This window comes from Lacinutrix chionoecetis (genome assembly GCF_053604665.1).
Map to the genome: position 1 here is coordinate 1 of NZ_JBSHNQ010000047.1, position 22,557 is coordinate 22,557.

Annotated in this window: 20 protein-coding genes; 10 read left to right on the top strand and 10 right to left on the bottom strand. The window is 32.6% G+C overall.

Annotated features, from left to right (window positions below; all coding sequences use genetic code 11):
• Positions 1 to 148 precede the first annotated feature (148 nt).
• The 4 genes from ACVC43_RS00465 to ACVC43_RS00480 form a co-directional block, all read right to left on the bottom strand.
• Entirely contained in the window at positions 149 to 1,003 is an 855-nt protein-coding gene (locus ACVC43_RS00465; RefSeq protein WP_452222609.1) for a BadF/BadG/BcrA/BcrD ATPase family protein, read from the bottom strand.
• 11 nt (positions 1,004 to 1,014) lie between these two features.
• A complete protein-coding gene (gene gap / locus ACVC43_RS00470; protein WP_452222610.1) occupies positions 1,015 to 2,016 on the bottom strand; it encodes a type I glyceraldehyde-3-phosphate dehydrogenase in 1,002 nt (333 codons plus the stop codon).
• 17 nt (positions 2,017 to 2,033) lie between these two features.
• Positions 2,034 to 3,020: a 6-phosphofructokinase gene (gene pfkA / locus ACVC43_RS00475; protein WP_452222611.1), complete on the bottom strand. Its 987-nt coding sequence runs from the start codon at positions 3,018 to 3,020 to the stop codon at positions 2,034 to 2,036.
• A 201-nt stretch (positions 3,021 to 3,221) separates the two neighbouring features.
• Complete coding sequence (locus ACVC43_RS00480) at positions 3,222 to 7,628, bottom strand: translocation/assembly module TamB domain-containing protein (RefSeq protein ID WP_452222612.1); 4,407 nt, start codon at positions 7,626 to 7,628, stop codon at positions 3,222 to 3,224.
• Between the two features lie 128 nt (positions 7,629 to 7,756).
• Between ACVC43_RS00480 and tsaD the strand changes: the two genes are divergently transcribed.
• The 6 genes from tsaD to ACVC43_RS00510 all read left to right on the top strand — a co-directional run bounded on the left by tsaD (position 7,757) and on the right by ACVC43_RS00510 (position 11,889).
• Entirely contained in the window at positions 7,757 to 8,779 is a 1,023-nt protein-coding gene (tsaD, locus tag ACVC43_RS00485) for a tRNA (adenosine(37)-N6)-threonylcarbamoyltransferase complex transferase subunit TsaD (protein WP_452222613.1), read from the top strand.
• Positions 8,779 to 9,372, top strand: coding sequence for a hypothetical protein (locus ACVC43_RS00490; protein WP_452222614.1), 594 nt, complete (start codon positions 8,779 to 8,781; stop codon positions 9,370 to 9,372). The genes tsaD and ACVC43_RS00490 overlap by 1 nt, the downstream gene beginning before the upstream one ends.
• A 127-nt stretch (positions 9,373 to 9,499) precedes the next feature.
• Entirely contained in the window at positions 9,500 to 10,132 is a 633-nt protein-coding gene (locus ACVC43_RS00495; RefSeq protein WP_452222615.1) for a peptidylprolyl isomerase, read from the top strand.
• A gap of 137 nt (positions 10,133 to 10,269) precedes the next feature.
• Positions 10,270 to 10,500: a hypothetical protein gene (locus tag ACVC43_RS00500; RefSeq protein ID WP_452222616.1), complete on the top strand. Its 231-nt coding sequence runs from the start codon at positions 10,270 to 10,272 to the stop codon at positions 10,498 to 10,500.
• A gap of 57 nt (positions 10,501 to 10,557) precedes the next feature.
• Entirely contained in the window at positions 10,558 to 11,262 is a 705-nt protein-coding gene (locus ACVC43_RS00505; protein WP_452222617.1) for a 16S rRNA (uracil(1498)-N(3))-methyltransferase, read from the top strand.
• Between the two features lie 84 nt (positions 11,263 to 11,346).
• Entirely contained in the window at positions 11,347 to 11,889 is a 543-nt protein-coding gene (locus ACVC43_RS00510) for a DinB family protein (protein ID WP_452222618.1), read from the top strand.
• Between the two features lie 17 nt (positions 11,890 to 11,906).
• Here the strand turns inward: ACVC43_RS00510 and ACVC43_RS00515 are convergent, their stop codons facing one another.
• Complete coding sequence (locus ACVC43_RS00515; RefSeq protein ID WP_452222619.1) at positions 11,907 to 12,641, bottom strand: DUF1223 domain-containing protein; 735 nt, start codon at positions 12,639 to 12,641, stop codon at positions 11,907 to 11,909.
• Between the two features lie 78 nt (positions 12,642 to 12,719).
• Here ACVC43_RS00515 and ACVC43_RS00520 point away from each other — a divergent pair, with 78 nt between their 5' ends.
• The 4 genes from ACVC43_RS00520 to ACVC43_RS00535 all read left to right on the top strand — a co-directional run bounded on the left by ACVC43_RS00520 (position 12,720) and on the right by ACVC43_RS00535 (position 16,203).
• A complete protein-coding gene (locus ACVC43_RS00520; RefSeq protein WP_452222677.1) occupies positions 12,720 to 13,337 on the top strand; it encodes a DUF4159 domain-containing protein in 618 nt (205 codons plus the stop codon).
• Positions 13,338 to 13,342: 5 nt separating this feature from the next.
• A complete protein-coding gene (locus ACVC43_RS00525; protein WP_452222620.1) occupies positions 13,343 to 13,843 on the top strand; it encodes a TrmH family RNA methyltransferase in 501 nt (166 codons plus the stop codon).
• Positions 13,844 to 13,918: 75 nt separating this feature from the next.
• The gene (locus tag ACVC43_RS00530; protein ID WP_452222621.1) at positions 13,919 to 15,007 is read left to right on the top strand and encodes an AI-2E family transporter; all 1,089 of its coding nucleotides are present in this window, start codon (positions 13,919 to 13,921) and stop codon (positions 15,005 to 15,007) included.
• On the top strand, positions 15,007 to 16,203 hold the full coding sequence (locus ACVC43_RS00535; protein ID WP_452222622.1) for a THUMP-like domain-containing protein: 1,197 nt from the start codon (positions 15,007 to 15,009) through the stop codon (positions 16,201 to 16,203). The genes ACVC43_RS00530 and ACVC43_RS00535 overlap by 1 nt, the downstream gene beginning before the upstream one ends.
• Positions 16,204 to 16,244: 41 nt before the next feature.
• Here ACVC43_RS00535 and ACVC43_RS00540 read toward each other — a convergent pair whose 3' ends face one another.
• The 5 genes from ACVC43_RS00540 to ACVC43_RS00560 form a co-directional block, all read right to left on the bottom strand.
• Positions 16,245 to 16,670: a hypothetical protein gene (locus ACVC43_RS00540; protein ID WP_452222623.1), complete on the bottom strand. Its 426-nt coding sequence runs from the start codon at positions 16,668 to 16,670 to the stop codon at positions 16,245 to 16,247.
• A 155-nt stretch (positions 16,671 to 16,825) separates the two neighbouring features.
• Entirely contained in the window at positions 16,826 to 17,476 is a 651-nt protein-coding gene (pdeM, locus tag ACVC43_RS00545) for a ligase-associated DNA damage response endonuclease PdeM (protein WP_452222624.1), read from the bottom strand.
• A gap of 1 nt (position 17,477) precedes the next feature.
• On the bottom strand, positions 17,478 to 19,931 hold the full coding sequence (locus ACVC43_RS00550; RefSeq protein WP_452222625.1) for a ligase-associated DNA damage response DEXH box helicase: 2,454 nt from the start codon (positions 19,929 to 19,931) through the stop codon (positions 17,478 to 17,480).
• Between the two features lie 2 nt (positions 19,932 to 19,933).
• Positions 19,934 to 21,523, bottom strand: coding sequence for an ATP-dependent DNA ligase (locus ACVC43_RS00555; protein ID WP_452222626.1), 1,590 nt, complete (start codon positions 21,521 to 21,523; stop codon positions 19,934 to 19,936).
• The gene (locus ACVC43_RS00560; RefSeq protein WP_452222627.1) at positions 21,520 to 22,545 is read right to left on the bottom strand and encodes a ligase-associated DNA damage response exonuclease; all 1,026 of its coding nucleotides are present in this window, start codon (positions 22,543 to 22,545) and stop codon (positions 21,520 to 21,522) included. Before ACVC43_RS00560 ends, ACVC43_RS00555 begins: the two co-directional genes overlap by 4 nt.
• Positions 22,546 to 22,557 lie beyond the last annotated feature (12 nt).

Below are 22,557 nucleotides of genomic sequence, written 5' to 3' on the forward strand. Positions count from 1 at the left end.
CACCAATACAAATGCACGCACAAAACAAATTGAAAAGAAAACAATACAAATCAAAAAAGCTGAACAATCATATGATTGTTCAGCTTTAATTAATAAATTTAATCCTTTAATAATCTGTATCGGTTATTTAGGACTAGACAAATAGTTATTAATCTGCATGAAATTTTACAAGGCCTTCTATTGGTCTTCTTTCAAAATTACCTGTTTTAAATCCTAATTCTTTTGCTACTTCCTTAATTTCATCCTGACAGAAAAAAGCAATCGAGCCTGCAAAATGAACAGGTACGGTTTTTAATTCTTCTTTAAACTGAAATATCATATTTTTAGCAAAAACTCTAATACCTTGCTTTATTAATTCTTTTATGTATTTGGAATCTTTATTCAAAATCATAAATTCTGCAAAAGTAGCCAAATAAGCATTTGGGTTAGGTTGCTTGTAAAGATTGTATTTTATAAAATCGGCATCGAGATTATATTTATCGGCAAATGCAATTTTTATATTCTCTGGCATATGACTAAAATAGTAATCGCGAATAAGTTGCTTTCCATAATAGTTACCAGAAGCATCGTCCATTAAGGTGTAACCTAATGAGCTTACGCGTTGGTGTAATTTTTTGCCATCGTAATAACTACAATTGGAACCTGTGCCTAAAATACAGACTACGGCAGCTTCATCCGGAGTACTAATAGTGGCGTAAACGGCAGCCATGGTATCTTCGTTAACAGTTACTTTAGCTTCTATAAAGAAATTTTGAAGTACATTTTTAAGTGCTAATCTTGGTTTTTCTGTACCACAACCTGCACCATAAAAATAGACAGCTTCAACTTTTTCACGATTTTCTAAAAGAGCCTCACTTTTCTTTATGGTTTTACGCAATTTTTTTTCTGAAAGAATTGCAGGATTTAAACCTTTAGTTCTAATTTTTTCAAGCAATTGATTACCTTTTTTATCTATGGCTATCCAATCGCATTTAGTAGAGCCGCTGTCAACTATTAATATCATAAGATCTACTATTATAGATTGTTAATCTTTTCTGCTAAATCTACTAATTTATTAGAGTATCCAAACTCATTATCATACCAAGAAACTAATTTAAAAAACTTTGGATTTAATTCTATAGCAGAATCTGCGTCAAAAACACTGGTACGGGTTTCGCTAACAAAATCCTGAGATACAACAGCATCTTCGGTGTATCCTAAAACACCTTCCATAGCTCCATTTGCGGCTTTTTTCATAGCTGCTTTAATTGCTTCTAAAGAGGTTTCTTTTTTAGTTCTAACTGTTAAATCGACAACAGATACATCTACTGTTGGTACTCTAAACGCCATTCCTGTTAATTTACCATCTAATTCTGGTATCACTTTCCCAACTGCTTTTGCAGCTCCTGTAGAGGTTGGAATAATGTTGTTTAATGCGCTTCTTCCTAAGCGGTAATTTTTACGTGATGGTGCATCTACAGTAAATTGTGTTGATGTTGCAGCGTGAATGGTTGTCATTAAAGCTTCTTCTATACCAAAATTATCTTCAATAACTTTAGCCAAAGGTGCTAAACAGTTAGTAGTACATGATGCATTAGATACCACAGTATGATCTGCAGTTAACTGGTTATCGTTAACACCCATTACGAACATTGGTGCATCTTTACTTGGTGCAGAAATTACAACTTTTTTAGCACCACCTTCTATGTGATAATTAGCTGTTTCAAGCGTTGTAAAAATACCTGTACATTCGGCAACAACATCTGCTCCTGCTTCATTCCATTTTAAATTTTTTGGATCTCTTTCTGCGGTAACTCTAATTGTCTTTCCGTCCACAACAAGGTTTCCATCTTTAACCTCAATGGTACCATCAAATCTACCATGTACAGAGTCGTATTCTAATAAATAAGCTAAATGCTCTACATCTAACAAATCGTTAATAGCTACCACATCAACATTATCACGTTTTACAGTTGCTCTAAATACAATTCGTCCTATTCTTCCAAATCCGTTAATTCCTAATTTTAATTTTGACATAATTTTTGTTTTCAATTTTATGTGGTCATAATATCAGACACACGTATTAATTCTTTATTTATTTTAGATTTACCTTTTACTGCATTTTCTAATGGTGTTAAAGCTATCTTGTCACTTAGCAGTCCAACCATAAAATTAGACTGACCTTCCATTAAACTTTCTACCGCTCTTACTCCCATTCTACTGGCTAATACACGATCGAAGCAGGATGGTGCTCCACCTCTTTGCATATGCCCTAAAACAGATACGCGTACTTCGTATTCTGTCATGTTTTCTTCTACGTAATCTTTTAATTCGAAGACATTTTTTCCAATTTTGTCACCTTCTGCAACAACAACTATACTTGAAGATTTTCCAGATTTTTTACTTCTTCTTAAAGATTCTAATAAGCGATCTAAGCCCAAATCTTCTTCTGGAATTAATATCTCTTCGGCTCCTGCTCCAATACCAACATTAAGTGCAATATGTCCCACATCGCGTCCCATAACTTCCACAAAAAACAATCGATTATGCGAACTTGCTGTATCTCTAATTTTATCGATACATTCTACTACTGTATTTAACGCAGTGTCATAGCCTAAGGTATGAGACGTACCATATATATCGTTATCTATTGTACCAGGAATACCCATTACCGGGAAACCAAATTCCTTATTAAATATTAAGGCACCATTAAAAGTACCATCGCCACCAATAGTCACCAATGCGTCTATTCCTTTTTTTGTTAAGGCATCGTACGCTTTTTGTCTTCCTTCTGGCGTTCTAAACTCTGCAGATCTTGCCGATTTTAATACGGTTCCTCCTTTGTTTATTATTCCTTTTACGCTACGCGCAGTTAAATCTTTAAAGTCGCCTTCTATCATGCCTTCATAACCTCTGTAAATACCCACACATTCTATATTGTGATAGGCACAAGTTCTGGCTACAGCTCTAATAGCAGCATTCATTCCTGGAGCATCTCCTCCAGAGGTCATTACACCAATTTTTTTTATTTTTTTTGACATTAAATTCACTTGTTTGAAGCTAAGCTAATAAAGTAATACCATATAATACCATGGATTTGTTAAAAATTAACAGACGTAAAATAACTATAACGTTTTAGTTGATAAAAAAGTTGAAAAATTATTAAAATGGTGAATTTTTAGAGATTTTTTTGTAGGAAATATTGGTTTTGGAGTGCTGTATTTTACAAAAAATATAATGTATTAACTTTTCTTTTTTAAACCAATTCCATCTGGCAATGGAGTGTCTTTTTCTTGTTCTTCAGGTAATGTTTCCTCATCCGATTGATCATCTGAAGAGGTGTTCTGATTATTTGGTTTGAAAATTTTTCTGATAAGTTCTCCAAAAGTATCAAAATCTACGGTGTATGCTACCCCAAGACCTTGCGTATAACCTATTTCTTCTCCAAAATTTCTAATGCTGTTTTCACGGTTAAAAACAGTGGCAGTTAGTGTGCCTTCTTGATTTAAAAGAAAATCTATTTGTACATCGCCTGCAATAACAGATTCTGATGCGCCTCCAACAGGTACACCTACTTTACCATTTATAAGCACGCGATCTGTAATTTTTGTTTGCAGCGTGAAGCCTAAACGATCGTCTGTTATGTAATCTGGTCGTCTTTGCCCAGCTTCATAATTTAAACCTATTTTAATTTTATTATCGGTGTCGGTAAAAATACCATTAATTAAACCGTTAAGACGTTCTGCAATTGTTCCTGTAAAACTTATGTCCTGTAATTGCCTGTTAAAACCTCCAGTTGCTAAGAGATAAAGTGCCTGGTTGTCTTTATCGTCTTTAGAGTCTAATCTGTAATTTAACTCAGATTTAATGGTTGAACTGGTATTTGGAAAATTAAATTCGAATATAGGTTCTGGTCTTTCCAATTGGCCAGTTAGGTTAATTTCTAACTCCACAGGAATGGTTTGGTTAATAGGGTTATCTAATAATGGTGAAGGGTTTGTACGTGTTTTATAGATTGCTAAAATATTTATCTCGGCTTCTAAAGGGTCTCCATTCCATGCCAAGGTACTTTCAAAGGGTTTTACACTAAATTCTTTTTGTACAATACCGCCATACAGAAAATTATAAACACCTTCATAGACTACAAAATCACCATACATTTCAAATTTACCATTGGTATTAATATTGAATAATAAACTCCCATTCCCGCGACCACTAATAGTACTTCCAGAAACCTGATCCATTACAATTTCTATGAGGGCGTCCTGGGTAACATCTAAATCGAAAAAAAGTTCCAAACCAGAAATGTTTTGTATATCGATTTCTTTTCCTTCAGATTTTGCTAATTTTTCTTCAGGTGTTAACCAATGAATAAAAGAATTATCACCAAAAGATTCTACATCGCTTAACGGAATATAAAATTCTGTGCCAGATTTAGTTTCGGCTTCTGCCGTAATTCTAAGTGCTTCGGTTGGTCCAAATATTTTAGCTTCACCTCCTATAAAACCGGTTCCAAAATACAAAGACTCGTCGGTATATTTTGTGTCTAGCACCAACAGTCTATCTGTACTAATACCAAGATCCAGACGCCAATTGGAAAAATTAATATGGCTTAACATTCCATCTAACACACCTTTGGTATTGTGTTTTACATCTGTAATTTTAATGTTATTAAAGTTAAAATTCTGATTATCCAGTGTTACGGATGCTTTATTTGCAAAATCGTAATCCACATTTAGATAAGGTACTTTTAAACCACCATTATCTAATTTAAGTTCGCCTTGAAATTTTGGCAGTTTTAAATCTCCAACAACTTCAACCTTACCGGTAACGTCACCTCTTACTCTGCTAAGTATTGGTTCTAGTAGTGGTGATAAAATATTGAGGCTAAATTTATTAAATAATAAATCCACATCTATAAAAGCATCTTTAGAGGATACATCGATATTACCAACTGCTTCAAAAGATTTATTGATGTCGTCTTTAATTGAAGCATTTACAGTATAATTAGTTAACGATTGATTGCCTTTAATATTAGCATCGAAAGACCCAAAGTAGGTATTGTTTATTTCTAAGTCGTCTATGGTGATTGTAGAATTTGGTAAGTAGCTTCCGTTTTGTTGCAATAAATCTAATTTACCATTAACGTTACCAACTAAAGTCAAACTATCTACGCGTGGTGTAATTTTAGCTAAATCAACATCTTTAAAATTTAATTTTAAATCTTTATAAGTGGAGTCTCTAATAACACCAGCAAGTGATATTTCTTCATTTTTATGACTTAAGATTAATTTTTCGATATTAATATTCTTAAAGCCATTATCAAACTCAATTTTATTGTACTTATCTGCAGCCTCATTAAGTTTCCATAAATTGTCTTTAAAATTAATTTCACTGGTTTTAAAACCAACAACCGAGTTGTTTTTCTCATTTATTGTATGATAAAAACTAAGGTCGTATTTGTCTGTATTTGTTTTCCCGCCTTTAAACTCACTTCGCATATAAAGCGTGTCGTTTAGGGTTACGTTAATTAGATTAAACTTAGAAACATTGTAGAAGTTAGTATTTAAACTGTCTATCTCAATATAGGTATTAAATACAGGGTTTTTATTATCTACTTGTATTTCAATATCGTTGGCAAAATAGTCTAACAGTTCAATTTTAGGCGATTTAAATGTGAGTTTAAATTCTTTCTCATCGGTTTCTACACGTCCTTTTATAAAAGTATTAGCTCCAAGTTTTAAATCTGGATAAAAGACTTCTACAATTTTATTATAGATTTTAAAATTAAAATTAATAAACTGATTCGTTTCTATAATATTGGGTGCTTCGCTGGTATAAATGCTTTTTATAGAATTTTCGAATAAATTTGGGACATCTTTAAACAGAAACTCACCTCGCATAGTTCCTTCTACAATGTCTGGAGAATTTACTGTAATAATATGCTCTCTACCTTCGAAAGTAGATTTTATAGCAAAATCTTCAAAATAATAATCATCTGTTTCGTTCTTAAAGTTTGTCTTGTTAAAAGTGATAGTTCCTACAGCATCGTCAATGCTTGTGCCTTGCATTTTCATTTGCACATTACCTTTAAAAAGAGCCATAGAATCTCGTGTATAAAGGTTTAGTTTTTTTAAATCTGCAAATGCAACATTTGCAGTGAAATCGAAAGTATTAATGGTTTGAGATAAATCTGCCAACCCATTGAAATCGAGTTTTAAGTTAGTATCGTCTGCAGTAAGTTTACCATTAAAAACACTTTTTTCATATGTTCCATTTACAGTAATGTTCTTGTATGGATATGTATTATAATTAATTGAATAAACATCTCCTTTAATTCCTGTTCTTAAATTTTCTTTTTTAAAACCAGAGCCATCAACATCTAAATTAGAAGAGATCTCTCCCAAATTAGGGTCTTCTAAAAATGCACCAATGTTAAACTGGTCGAAAATAATATTACCTCTATAGGTGGCATGATCGATATCACTAACATTTGCAAGACTTAGATTAGATTTAACAAACCCTATATTAGTACTTATTTCTAAGTCGGCATTTATTTTTCTTGGTTTAATATTTGTGGTCCCAACAATTTTAAATTCGCCTAACTTATCGAAAATTGATGGAATTGACGCACCTAAAACATTAGGCAGCAATGCTTTTAAATCTTTGTAAGTTGAAGTTAAATTAGAAAACCTTCCGGACATCTCAAAATTATCTTCTTCACTGTTTAAAAGGTTTTTAAAATTTAAATCGCCATAAATTTTTGTTCTACTACTCGTTGTTAAATTTAAATTAGTAAGATTTAAATCGTTTAAAGTGCCTGAAATCTTAGTGTTAAATCGTGCACGCTGGTTAATACCAAATTCGTTATAAAATACATTTAACTCATCTAAAGCAATATTAGCATCGTTAAAATTGGCATCAATTTCTACTTTATTTTCAAAATCTTTAAAATCCTCTCTATCGTAATTAAATATAAGATTGCCTTTTAACGAAGAGTTTTTGGTTTTTAAAGACAAATCGTTAAATACCATATTTTCTATGGTATATTCAAAATTAGTGGACATGTTTTGCACAACAAGTCCACGACTGTCTAAAAATGATAAGGTGTTAATTCTGGTACTTACATCATTACCATTAATGAGAAAATTAGTGGCATTTATATCTAATTTACTAAACTCAATAATTTTGGGCGTTTCTCTATTTTCATTAACCATTCGGAATAAACCATTGTAAATAGAAACATCGCTGGAGGATAATAAGAAATTACTCTTTTCTGGTCTTGGATTGTTATCGTCAAATTTTGCTACAAAAACGTCTAAATTGGTATCGGTTTCATTCTCATAGGTTACTACATTAAATATAAGGTCTTCAATATCAATGTCGCCAAAATTTAAAGTGCCTTCAATTAAATTATTGAAACTTAAAATTGAAGTATTAATTTCTGAAGCACTAATTAACGTATCCTTTTTAAAATCGCGAATTAAAACTTCTTTTAATTCCACATCGCCATTAAACTGAAGCCCGATTTTACCAATTGTAATATTAGTTTTAAAATCTTCATTGATTCTTTTAGTGGCATAACTCCCTAATTTTGTTTGTACAGCTGGAATAGAAAGCACCAGCACCAATATGATGAAGAGTAGCAATAAAATTGCTAATAATTTTCCTACTATTTTAAGAAATTTCTTGATGAGGGATTTAAGTTAAAAAAACTACCTTTGTTTATATTATTTTCTATGTCAAAATTAACAATTATAATGCCGAATATTCACTAATGTCTTCACAAAATATTTACATACTTGGTATTGAGTCTTCTTGCGACGATACTTCGGCAGCTATACTATGCAACGACATGGTATTAAGTAATGTTGTAGCGAGCCAGAAAATACATGAAGAATTTGGAGGAGTTGTACCAGAATTAGCCTCACGTGCGCACCAACAAAACATTGTACCAGTAGTACATCAAGCCTTAAAAAAAGCAAACATTACAAAAGAGCAGCTACATGCAGTTGCTTTTACTCGAGGTCCAGGTTTAATGGGTTCGCTATTAGTAGGAACAAGTTTTGCAAAATCTTTTGCCTATGGTTTACAAATTCCATTAATTGCTGTAAACCATATGCAAGCCCATATTTTAGCGCACTTTATAGCAGAAAAGGGTTTTAATAAACCACCATTTCCATTTTTAGCTATGACTATTTCTGGAGGACACACACAAATAGTAAAAGTATCCGCCCATTTTAATATGGAGGTTATAGGAGAAACTATTGATGATGCCGTTGGAGAGGCTTTCGATAAAAGCGGAAAAATTTTAGGCTTAGGATATCCTGCAGGTCCAGAAATAGATAAACGCGCACAACTTGGTAATCCTAAAGCCTACAAGTTTACCAAACCAAAAGTAGACGGATTAAATTTTAGTTTTTCAGGCTTTAAAACCGCAGTATTGTACTTTATACAACGCGAAATTAAAAAGAATCCTGATTTTATAGAACAGAATCTTAACGACATTTGTGCTTCCATTCAATACACAATTATTGGAATACTAATCGATAAATTAAAATTAGCCACCAAACAAACAGGTATTAAACATATTGCCATTGGTGGCGGTGTATCTGCAAATTCTGGTATTAGAAAAGCATTAAAAGATGGAGAGCAAAAATTTGGCTGGACAACTTATGTCCCTAAATTTGAATTTACCACAGATAATGCTGCTATGATTGCCATTGTAGGCTATTTAAAATATTTGGAAAACGATTTTTCTGAAAGTGATATTATGGCTTCAGCTCGATTAAAAATATAATGAACGCTACCATTACACTATTATTCGATGCTTTAATCTACGGCTTTTGTTTTACTACATTTATTAGCTATTTTCTTTCGCTTTTCAAATCGGTTAGACTAAATAAAATTAATAATCGGTTTTTCAAGTATTCTATTAAAACCATTCGTATAATAGCAATCGTTTATTTTGTTTATTATATAGTCGATTTAACTAATTATTATTTTTTTAAGGATCATAGTCTGTTTACAGAGCGCGCAACAGGAACATACTGGTTTGCTTACTGGATTATGCTGTTGCGACCATTTTTATTTTGTTTACTCATACAACTGTTATGGATTAAACAATTACAAAGAAAAAATGTGGTAAATTTTCTTTTAGTATTGATAATTTTGTTTTTGGTACTGGCTTCCGGAGCAAATATAGAGCGCTATATTATATTACTAACTTCTTTTCATCGAGATTATGCACCAGACAATTTTTATTTGTTTAATCAAGAAACAACGTTGTTTCAGCTCATTGTAATAGGCATAATAGAACGTATACTGTTTTATGCTACAATAGTGTTTATTGTTAGTTATGCTTCTAAAAAGCTAAATGCGAAGTCCTTATAAAAATATCTATTCTATCTTAAAAGCAGGTTGTTAAAATCCTTGTTAATAACCTTATCAGTAATTACTGTAAGCATCTTATTTTTTTGTTTTTTTGTGGTAATAAAATTTTGAAAAAACCTCAATTAAAATGAAGAAACCCTTACTCCTACTATTATTAAGTGTATCGCTTGTAACATTCGCACAAACAGAAGCTAAAGACTTAAAAACCATTGAAACCTTAGAAGAAGCCGAAGCCTATGTGGGAGAAGCGAAGTCTAAAACGAAAAAGCTTATGGTTTTTAACGACGAAAAGCATAAAAGTAAATTAGCAAAAGAATTGTTAGAAATGCCAGCAGGCTTTACTAAAACCGAAAGAACCCAATTTAAAAAAACACATTATAAAATAGTTAAAAAAGAAAATGAACCGCATTATAGAATAAGTTATATCTTTTTCGATGGCAACAATATGCCTGTTGATGAAATTTACAGACTACGAAAAATTATCATGGCTAAGCATGGTAAAGGTGTGGATTTTGGTGATTTGGCTAAAAAATATTCTATGGCAAATAACGCTAAAAAAGGAGGTGATTCTGGCTGGGTTAAAGATGGACAATTACCTATAGAAATTGAAGCAGAAGCCACCAATTTAAAACATAATGTAGACGATGTTTTCGATGTTGGTATAACCAAGGACAATGGTTTTTACATTATTAAAAAAACACACAGACTTAAAATTATAAAAGAAGTGTATGTACTAAAAGTACAAGAAGTGATTAATTAGTTGATGTGTATTTGGTCGTGTAATTTTACAATAAAATGTGCTTTATAGACTAAACGATTGTTTTGTCTATTATTTTTTTTCTACAGAAAGGTTCAGGTTACATTTGACATTATATAAACCCTAAAATTAAAAATGCTATGAATTTATCTTTATTTAAAATATTACTAGTTGTTGCATTACCAGTTAGTATAATTGCGACAACAACTTCAGAACTAAAAAAAGACAAAAAGAACAATCCTAAAAAAATTACAATTTGTCATATCCCTCCTGGAAACCCAGATAATATGCATTTAATCACCATAAGTGTTAATGCATTACAAACTCATCTTAATCATGGAGATATGATTTGTACAGGCATAGACCAATAGAAATTTATAAATAAGCCTTATTTTTGTAAAATAAGGTTTTTTTATTTTAACTCATCAATGCAATTATTTTACAATCCAGAACTCACGCAAGACACTACACAGTTTGCTTTCTCAAAAGATGAAAGTAAGCATATAACTAAAGTGTTGCGTAAAAAGACTGGAGATGTAATGCATATTACCAATGGTAAAGGTTGGTTGTTTTCTGCCGAAATAATTTCTGATAACATTAAAAATTGTGTTGCAGAAATTAAAACAAAGAGTTTTAAAGAGAAACCAAAATGCCACTTACACTTAGCAGTTGCGCCAACTAAAATGAATGACCGCTACGAGTGGTTTTTAGAAAAAGCAACCGAAATTGGCGTACAGGAAATAACACCAATAATTTGTGAGCACAGCGAACGTAAAACTATTAAGCCAGAACGGTTTGAAAAAATTTTACAAGCAGCAATGAAACAATCTTTAAGTTGTTATTTGCCAAAACTAAATGAAGCAATGGCCCTTAAAAACTTTATAAATCAGGAGTTCTCAGGAAACCTGTTTATTGCACATTGCGAAGAAACCGATAGAAAATCTTTGAAACAGGCTCTAAAACCAAATCAAGACACCACAATTTTAATAGGACCTGAAGGTGATTTTAGCACCAATGAAATTGAATTAGCAATTTCCAAAAATTTTAAACCTGTTTCTTTAGGAGAAACACGCTTACGTACCGAAACTGCTGCCATTGTAGCTTGCCATTCTGTGGCTTTTGTAAATGAGTAGTGTTCCATTTCTTACAATAAGTAAAAAGGCTTCAAATTAATTATTATTTTTATTGAATTGAAAGCCTAAATAAAGCAAATCGCCATGAAAAAAATAATAATCCTTATTGTTGTACTGTTATTTACTTCGCTATCATCACCTATTTTAGCTCAGGAAAACGATTTTGTTAAAGACTATTTAGAACGATTGGAGAACTCAAAAAAGTATTTGCTACTTGTGGCAGAAACCATGCCTGAAGAAAAGTATAACTTCAAAGCTATTCCAGAATCTAAAAGCTTTTCCGAAAATTTAATGCATATTGGCTGGGCAATGGATTGGCATAGTCAATCGCTATTAGGAGGACGTGAACCAAGAGATTGGAAAACGGACACTGAACTTAAAGTGAAAAATAAAACTAAAAAAGAAATGATCGCTAAAATTGATGAGACCTTTGATGCAACAATGAAACTAATTAGACAATTTGATGTTTCTAAGCTTAACGATAAATTAGATTATTTGGGTCTAAACCGAACGAAGCGACAAATCCTTCTATTATTAACAGACCATATAACTCACCATAGAGGACAAATGATTGTTTATATGCGACTTAATAATATTGTGCCTCCTAAATACATTCAATTCCAATAAAATGATAGTTTTATAACTTACAAGCCATGTTTTACTGCGCCTGTAATATCTAAATGCTCATTTTGTACAATAGCAACCAAGGACAATTTGTCTTTATCTACTACAATATCTGGAATTGCAATACTGTAATTGCCGTTAGCTTTACTTAATGTAACTAAATGCTCTGTAACTACAACATTTGTATTTGTTAGGGTTCTATTTCTGTTTTCACCTCGTTTTACTTCGGTAACTCGCTCTTTAATAACTAAAGCCAATCGTAATGTCTTGTTCGTAATTGTACCATTTACTTTATAATTAAAGCTTACCTCGTTTTTATTTTGCTCGACATTAAATAATTCAATAGTATTTAAAGATGGTTTTGCTTTGTATTCCTTTAGCTTTTCGGCCATAACAGAAGCTTTAGAGCCAACAAAATGCTCTTTACCGTTAATTACTGTCTGTGGTGTGTAAATTGTACTATTATTAAATTTACTACCATAGATGCGTTGTTTTTTAGTAAACTCGGTTTTAGCAAAAGGATCCTTCCACCCAATATAATTCCAGTAATCTACGTGATAAGACAAAGCAATAATAGCCTTGTCATTTTCACTTACCTTTTTAAGTAAAACATCTGCACTTGGGCAGCTGGAACAACCTTGAGAGGTAAATAATTCTAAAACCACTACAGGTTTAAATGTATCTGCTTTAATTTCTGTATTTGAAGGCTGAATTAAAAACAGCATCATAAAAAATAACATTATTGTATTTTGCATCCTTTTCTTTTTTATTTTTGAGATATGATATTTAGTTCGAAAAAATCTAAAAACCTTACAGTAATTGCATTGTTATTAATGGTGTTCTGCTTTAAGTATTCCTCTGCACAAGACTTAGCCATATTAAAATACAAAGGTGGTGGCGATTGGTATTCAAACCCAACCGCTTTGCCAAACCTTATCAAGTTTTGTAACGAAACGATAGCTACCAAAATGAATGAAAAGCCGGAAACGGTAGAAGTTGGTAGCATAGATATTTTTCAATATCCTTTGTTGCACATGACGGGTCATGGTAATGTTTTTTTTAATGAAGAAGAAGTAGAAAATCTTCGTAATTACTTAAAATCTGGTGGTTTTTTACATATAGACGATAATTATGGTATGAAACCTTACATCACTAAGGAACTTAAAAAAGTATTTCCCAATCAAGAGCTAAAGGAGTTGCCTGCTAACCATGCGATTTTTAGTACTGCTTTCGCATTCCCAAAAGGGCTACCGAAAATTCATGAACACGATGGTAAAAGACCTCAGGCTTTAGGATTGTTTTTTGAAAACCGATTAGTAGTTATTTTTACCGTAGAGAGCGACTTAGGCGATGGATGGGAAGACCAGGAAGTGCATAGTGATCCAGAAGATATTAGACTAAAAGCATTACAGATGGGAGCGAATATTGTTAAGTATGCTTTCGAAAACTAAAAAGAGTGCAGCTAAACCACTACAATACAAACTTTAAGAAGATATCATTTCCCATCACCTTAGTTTGTGAAAACGTCACCAACGCACCAAATATTGGCAGTTTATTTAGAATAGCCGATGCCTTTGGTGTAGAAAAAATTATCTTTTGTGGTAGTGCTATTCCGTTTGGAAGAAAAATGACCAAAACGTCTCGTGCTACTGAAAAAGTCGTTGTTTATGAGGTTTTCGAGGAAGTTTTAGACGTTCTTTCAAATTTAAAAGCTTCAGATTATCAATGTCTAGCATTAGAAATTACCGAAGACAGTTTACCAATTCATAGCTTTAAATTTTCCGAAGATAGACCAATAGCATTATTTATTGGAGATGAAAATTTTGGTATTTCAGAAAGTACATTAAAACAAAGTGATGCTGTTATTCATATAAATATGTTCGGGCAAAATAGTAGTATGAATGTGGTACAAGCCGCAAATATTGCGCTTTATGAAATAACTAAACAACTACAATAATTGCAAATCTCTATTTTAGCAATATATTTATTGTTCGAAAATTAAAAATATTAATTCTATCTGTATATTTACCCAATGAATTCGAAAGCTATATCAAACGGAATTTTAAGAGCAATCGCTATACTGGCTGCTATTGCTATATTAATATGGTTTTTGTATGAAATTCAATCCGTAATTGCTTACATAACAATTGCTGGAGTCGTATCGCTGTTGGGCAGACCAATAAAACGTTTTTTTATGGCGAAACTTAAATTTGGCGACACCCTAGCAGTTGTAGTAACTATGTTACTTTTTATTTTAATTATCTCTGGAGTTATAGGTATGTTTATCCCTCTGGCCATTGAGCAAGGACAAAATTTATCTTTGTTGGATATCGACCAATTACAGTTAAATGTAGAAAATTTATACAAGGAATTTATATCTCATTTTGGTTTAAATCAGTTAGAAGTAGAAGAAACAATTCAAGAATCTAAATTTATCTCCGAACTTAATTTTGGGTTTATTCCAGACATTTTAAATGCTGTTCTTATTGGATTTGGTAGTTTTAGCGTTGGTCTTTTTTCCGTGCTTTTTATTTCCTTTTTCTTTTTAAAAGACAGCTCTTTGTTTGGTAACAGCATCATGGCCTTTTTTCCTAAACAACACGACTTGCGTATTAAAAAATCATTATTTACTATTCGCGATTTATTATCGCGTTATTTTGGTGGATTAGTGGTACAGTTAGTTATCTTATTTGTTATCTACTCTGCTGTGCTATTTATCTTTGGTATTGAAAATGCAATAATTATAGCATCGTTATGTGCGCTTTTAAACGTTATTCCATACGTTGGGCCAATGATTAGTGCGGTTTTAATTGTTTTGTTAACCATGTCCAGTAATTTAGGAGAAAGCTTTAGTGAGGTTATTTTACCTAAAACCATCTATGTCATGATAGGTTTTATTATAGCGCAATTGGTCGATAACTTTTTTAGTCAGCCAATAATTTTTTCTAAAAGTGTAAAATCTCACCCCTTAGAAATTTTTATAATCATTATAATTGCTGGATTGTTATTTGGTATTGTAGGTTTAATTTTGGCTATTCCGCTGTACACAGCTATTAAGGTGATTGCTAAAGAATTTCTTTCAGAATACCGTATTGTTAAAAAACTAACAAAGAACTTTTAATGTTAAGTCTTAGTTTTAATAATGAAGTGTTATCTGTTGTAAATCAGGAATTTATAAATTCAAATTTAAAATCTGAAATCACTAAACTGTTATTAAAATTATCTCATCCAATTACGATTGATATTAGAATTTTAATTGAACAAATTGAAGCAAAAAAACGATCTCAAAAAAAACTTCCTACTTGGTTTTCGACTAATAATATTTATTATCCCAATAAGCTTAATATAGAACAAACTTCGTCTGAAATTACTGCTGCTTACAAAGCAGGTTTAATCTCAGGAAATTCTCTAATAGATTTAACTGGTGGATTTGGTGTAGATAGTTTTTATTTTGCTAAGCAAGTAAAAAATGTAATACATTGTGAAATTAATACGCAGTTATCACAAATAGTAAAACATAATTATACACAGCTTCAAGCGAAAAATATAACCTGTTATCCTTATGATGGTTTAAGCATTTTAAAGCAGCAAAAAGAGGTATACGACTGGATTTATATCGATCCCTCAAGACGTGACGAGGCTAAAGGTAAAGTGTTTCTACTAAAAGATTGTTTGCCCAATGTTCCTGAGCATTTAGAGTTATTTTTTAACTATGCTAAAAATATTATGGTTAAAACCTCGCCATTGTTAGATATAACTTCTGGATTACAGGAATTAGCGAATGTAAGCGCCATTTATTGTGTTGCGGTAAACAGCGAGGTGAAAGAATTATTATGGGTTCTTGAACGCGATTTTATTGGTGAGACTGCAATAAAAACAATTAATATTTTAAAGGATGAAAACCAAATTTTTAATTATAATATAACTGAAGAATCAACGGCTTCTGCAGTACTTAGTGAACCTCTCGCCTATTTATACGAGCCTAATGCGGCAATTTTAAAGTCAGGAGCATTTAACATTTTAGCACAAAAGCTCGAAATAAAAAAATTACAAAAACATTCTCATTTATACACTTCAAATTTGTTAATTAACTTTCCTGGACGCTGTTTCAAAATTCTTAACTATAGCCTCTACAATAAAAAACAGATTAGCAGCGCGTTTAAAAGCAAGAAAGTAAATGTTACTACACGTAATTTTCCTGACACCGTAATACAAATCAGGAAAACCTTTTCTCTTAAAGATGGCGGAGATACATACTTATTTTTTACAACCAATTTAGAGGATAAAAAAATAGTTATAGAAACTAAAAAAGCCTAAAATGTAGGTTTTTAGGCTTTGAGTTTAAGTAATTTTGATTATTAGTTTCCTATTGGTCCGCCTGGTAGAACAGTGTTATTTGGTTGCATTACTAATTCGTAAGTATCACATGCTTGCATGGTTACTTGAGTTTTAAAATCTGAAATTGAACTAACACTAGAGTCTAAGCCTAATATTATTTCACCTTCAGGAAATGCAATCCAGTTTGTTGTTACTCCTGGTGCCACATCTACAACCTCTGTAATAAGCCCTAAGCTTGGACTAAAGACTACAAATGTAAAGTCTGTGGTTCCGTTGTTTACGAAACGAGCTTCTGGTTGTGCATCAAGACATGTTAAATTTGATTGCGATGGATTTTGAGAATCTGTAAATTGGTTAATGTCTAAAGATTCTACCGTACAACTTAATATCGATAAAAACGATAAAATAATGGTAGCTTTTTTTAATAGCGATGTAATAATTTTCATAAATAGGTCTTTAAATTTGGGACTGCGAAAGTAGCAATCTTTAGCCGACTATTCATTCATAATTATTATTAAAAGCATTTTAATTCGATAAAACGCATTTATTTAAGTTAAAATACTGATTTTATCGATAAAACACATTCGTATTATAACATTTATTAGATTTTAAAAATTTGAGTAGTGGTAAAAGCATAATTCACACATTTGTCCGGACAGTTTTTAGTGTTAAGTCCTGTAAAAAGGCTAAAAGCTGGTAGTATTAATTGGTTCTCAGTAACTTGAAAACATGGTAGTTTAATACGCTGCCTTGCCTTTCCTCTAATTATAACGCCAGGATGTGTGTGTCCAGAAATAGTAAAAATATCTCTTGTAGAAACCACGTTATCATGTTCAAATCGAATATTCGCTATCGTTTTATTTGGTCTGAATATTTTAATATTTAAATCCATATATAAATCTCCTGAAAGCCTGTCGTGGTTACCTATTATCAACTCAAAATTAATATGATGAAACCGTTGTAACCAAATTTTAAAAGTTTCAATATCGCTATTAAATTCAGCATGAAATAAATCGCCAACCACTAATATAGTTTCAGGTTTAAAGTGCATTATTACAGCCTCTAATCGCTCTAAGTCTTTTTGTAATACCTGCTTTGAAATTGGAATACCATGTTTTCTAAAATGAGCAGATTTACCAATGTGCAAATCAGATAAAATTAAAGTGTTCTCGCTTTTCCAAAACAGTACACGCTGATTGGTGAGTGTAAATATTTCTCCTTTACAGGTTATATCCTTAGTAACTATATTCAATTTAGTCGCTTTTAAATACTTGTTGTTGAATTCGCGCAATACGTTTTCCCATATCCTCATTACTTAATGTACTCCGTAATCTATCAACTTTTATAGGAAAACTTAAAGGTGTAAAAGCATTGGCTCTTTTAATAATAACTTTACTGTTTTCTATACGCTTAAAAGCGGCTTGCATACGTACTTCTTCTAATTGCTGATTAAAAACCTCAGTATATGCCTGTTTTAATAATAAGTTATCGGGTTCATTTTCGTCTAAAACTCTAAAAATTAATCCAGACGAAGATTGTAAACTCTTATTGTTTTTACGAGTTCCTGGTTGCGATTGCACAACCAATCCTGCAATAACCGCAATATCTCTAAATTTTCGTGAAGCCATTTCGGTTGCATTTATGCTTGCTGTTACGTCTTCTATTAAATTCTTGGGAGATAAAATAGTTTTGATGTTATTCTCGTCTAATGGTATGGGCTGGTCGCTTAACAACTCGAAACCATAATCATTCATTGCAATAGTAAAAGTTAATGGTTTTATTTTACTTAACCTGTAGGCTATTAATGCTGCAACTACTTCGTGAACCAAGCGACCCTCAAAAGGATACATAAACAAATGATAACCATCTTTTGTTTCAATTAATTCAACCAGAAATTCATCTGCTTTTGGTATGTGCGAGGTTTTGTTTTGTCTTGCAAGTAAAGGGTGAAGAAATTTTAGTTCTTTTTCCCGATTTCCAGGTTGTAAAGCATCGTTTAATTTTAATCTTAAAAAATGACTGAGATACGATGTTAATGGCAGCCTTCCTCCCATCCAACTTGGTGTAATTGCATTTTTAGATTTACTGCGTTTTACTAAAACACTCATATCTTTTACTTGAATCATTTCTAGAACACGACCGCCTAAAATAAAGCTCATACCTGGTTTTAGCTTGGTAATAAAATATTCCTCAATCATACCAATATAGCCACCAGAAATAAATTTTACCATAAGCATGGCGTCGCTAACAATAACACCTATATTCATTCTGTGCAACATGGCAATTCTACGGCTTTTTACTTTATACAAGCCGTCTTTGTCTAAAACAACCTTATGAAACTCCTCGTAAGCCTTTAAGGTGTTGCCACCTTGTGTAATAAATTGAATAGCCCAGTTAAAATCGTCTCTAGTGGTAAAATGGAATGCATGTACTTGTTGAATAAGTTTAAAAGTTTCTCCTGCATTAAAACCTTCACCAACTGCCAGCGTAACCAAAAATTGAACCATGACATCGAAAGTTAAAACCATTGGCTCTCTATCTTCAATTTCATTACTTTTTACAGCTTCCTTAATAGCTGAAGCTTCTATAAGTTGTAAGGAATGTGTGGGTACAAAATAAATTTTAGAGCGCTCATAAGGCGAATGACCACTGCGACCTGCACGTTGCATGAAACGCGCAATCCCTTTAGGAGAACCAATTTGTATAACACAATCTACAGGTTTAAAATCGACACCTAAATCCAGCGAACTTGTACAAACCACAGCTTTTAAATTTCCTAAACTTATATTATCATCAATCCAATTTCGCGATATTTTGTCAATAGATCCATGGTGAATAGCAATTAATCCAGCTAAATCTGGTGCTTCTTCTAAAATTATTTGGTACCACAATTCACTTTGATTTCTTGTGTTTGTAAAGATTAAGGTGGTTTCATTTTGGTAAATAATGGGCACAATTTTAGAGGCCATTGTTTTTCCTAAATGTCCAGCCCACGGCAAAACCTCAACTTCATCTGGTAAAATAGATACGATGTCTATTTTCTTCTTTTCTTTCGCTTTAATGGTTGTGGTTTTCATACCCTTATAAGGGATTAATACCTGTTTAGCTTGTTCTAAATTTCCAATTGTAGCGGTAATGCCCCAAATTCTCAGTTTAGGAGATAATGAGCGCAATCTGGCTATAAGTAATTCGGTTAGTACGCCACGTTTGCTTCCTAATAGTTCATGCCACTCGTCTATGGCAACACAGTTAAGATGTTTAAACCATCTGGAGTTTTTCTTTTGAGAAAACAATAAGTGCATTGTTTCTGGTGTTGTTAGCAATACATCTGGCATTAATCGTTCTTGTCTGCGTCTGTCTTTTTGTGGAGTATCACCATTTCTTACTTCAACAGTCCAATCTAAGCCAATAGAATCTACAGCTTCCGTCATGGCCTTTGCTAAATCTTTGGCGAGAGAACGTAACGGGCTAACCCAGATCAATTTAAGTCCTTGTTTGTATTGTTCGGGATGGTTTAAATAATCGATAACGACGGCTAAAAAAACGGAAAATGTTTTACCAAAACCTGTTGGTGCTACAACCATACCAGAATAATTATTGCTATAACGTTGCCAGGTCTGATACTGAAATGCAAACGGTACGTTTCCATCTTTTGCCATCCAATTTTCTATGATTTTATAACCTTCACTTTCTGTAAATCCACTCATAGCTATTGTGCTTCAATTAACGCTGTTACCGATTCTATGGTGTCTATTTCGCTTACTGGTTTGTCTTTTCGCCAACGTTTAATTCTAGGGAAACGCAAAGCGACTCCAGATTTATGACGTTTACTATAAGCAATACCTTCAAACGCAATTTCAAACACCAGTTCCGGTTTTACAGTACGTACAGGTCCGAATTTCTCAATAGCATTTTTATTTACCCATCTCGAAATTTCGGTTATTTCGGCATCTGTTAAACCAGAATAAGCTTTGGCCACGGTTACCAAACCATCCTCTTTTTTTACGGCAAACGTGTAGTCGGTATATTTGCTACTGCGTCTGCCACTACCTTTTTGCGCATAAATCATAACTACGTCAATGGTTAAGGGATCGACTTTCCATTTCCACCAATCTCCTTTTTTTCGTCCCACATGATAAGGCGATGCTTTTTGCTTAAGCATTAACCCTTCAGAATTTATGGATCTTGCGTGTTCTCGTATTTCTATTAAAGACTCCCAAGAATCAAATTGAATAAGACTGGACAATTTTAACTTTTCAGAAGCGGATACTTCCATAAATAAACGTTCTACCTGCTTACGCCGTTTTTCCATGGATTCATTTCTAAAATCTTCCCCATTATATTCCAATAAATCGTAGGCGTAAAAACCTACGGGAATGTCCTCCAGCATTTTCTTTGTAATGTTCTTTCTGTTTAAACGTTTTTGCAAGTCGTTAAAAAGCAATACAGCACTGTCTTTAAGCGCTAAAATTTCGCCATCGATAACAAAATCGCTTCTAAACTTACTAACGGTCTCCACAATTTCCGGAAATTGAGAAGTAACTAACTCCTCACCTCTTGACCAAATATAAATTTCGTTGTTACGTTTTACTATTTGCCCACGAATACCATCCCATTTATACTCTACCTGCCAATCTTTGGGCTGTCCTAATTCTTGCAATTCTTTCTCTAAAGCATAGGCCAAACAAAATGGGTAAGGTTTGGAATTATCGTAATTAATATGGCTTCCATTAAGTAAATCGTTAAAACTAATAGTATTAACATCCCAATTGCCAATAATACTGTGCATTAACTGGTTGGCGTCAATTCCAGATAACTTAGCCAAAGCATTAACTAATGTTTTTTTAGAAACACCTATTCTAAAACTACCTCCAATAAGTTTGTTAAAAATTAAACGCTCTTGCATTTCAAGGCCAGACCAGGCGTGTAGAACGTAATTTTTTTTCTCATCGTCACTTTTAGCACGTAAAGCTATAAGCTCTCTCATCCATTCATGAAGTGGTTTTTCTATTTTATGTGTGGGACTTGGTAGTATTAAAGCTATGGTTTCGCCTAAATCTCCAACAGTACTATAACTTTCAAGAAATAACCATTCTGGCAATTTAGTAATTTCAAACGCCCATTGTTTCATTAAACTTGTTTTAACAGGTCGTGGCGGACGTTTTCCTGTAAATATGGCAATAAGCCACAAGCGGTCTTTTTCGGGAGCCGTTTTAAAATAATCGACTAAAGCTTCAATTTTAGAATTGGTTTTATTAGTGATTTCTAAAGCGCTAATTAAGTTTGAAAAATGTTTCATTTTACATGACTTGCTTTAGATTCATTTTCTATTACTGTGAGCTCTTCCTCTCCATATTCAGTTTTTACTTCTTCCGAAAGTATACCAATTTCATTTAAATATTTTGAAAACGTAGCTTGAGAACCGTGCGTAACATAGACTTTCTCTGCCTCTGATGCTTTTACAGCCGTTAATAATCCATCCCAATCTGCATGATCACTTACTGGAAATCCAGCATCAACAGCCTGCCAACGTCGGTTTCCACGTATTTGCATCCAGCCAGAACATAATGCTGTAGCTGCGTTAGGGATTTTTTTTAAAAGTCTTGAACCTAATAAGGCTGGCGGTAAAATCACAATTTTATTCTGAATCTCCTTTTTATTAAATTCGTAATCAAGTAATTGCGTTTTAGGCAATATAATACCCGAACCTTCTATAGCATTATTTAAATTATGAATTGCGGTGTGTACGTATATATCGTCTAACCCTTCTAAAAGCTTCATTAAGCGCTGGGCCTTTCCTAAAGAATAACCAATAAATACACTGGTTCTGTTAACAGATTGATTTTTTTGTACCCAATTATGTATGTTTTGTTGTAGTACTTCCTCGGGCAACCACTTATAAATGGGAAGTCCAAAAGTACTTTCGGTAATAAACTCATGGCATTTTACGGGTTCGAAAGGTATACTAATAAAATCATTTTTAATTTTATAGTCTCCAGTAAACACTACTATAAAGCCTTTATGTTCCAACCGTATTTGAGCAGAACCAATAACATGTCCTGCAGGATGAAAACTAACCGTTACGTTATTAATTATTTTAGTCTCGTTATAAGGCAGGCTTTCAATCTTGATATCCATGCCTAACCTATGCTTTAATATTGCTTTAGAATCTTCTTGACATAAATAATGCTTATTCCCATTTCTTGCGTGATCTGCATGACCATGAGAAATTATTGCGTAATCTACAGGTAACCATGGGTCTAAATAAAATTTCCCTGGAATACAATAAATACCTTTTTTGGTGAATTTTATAAGTTTCAATATACGAATTTA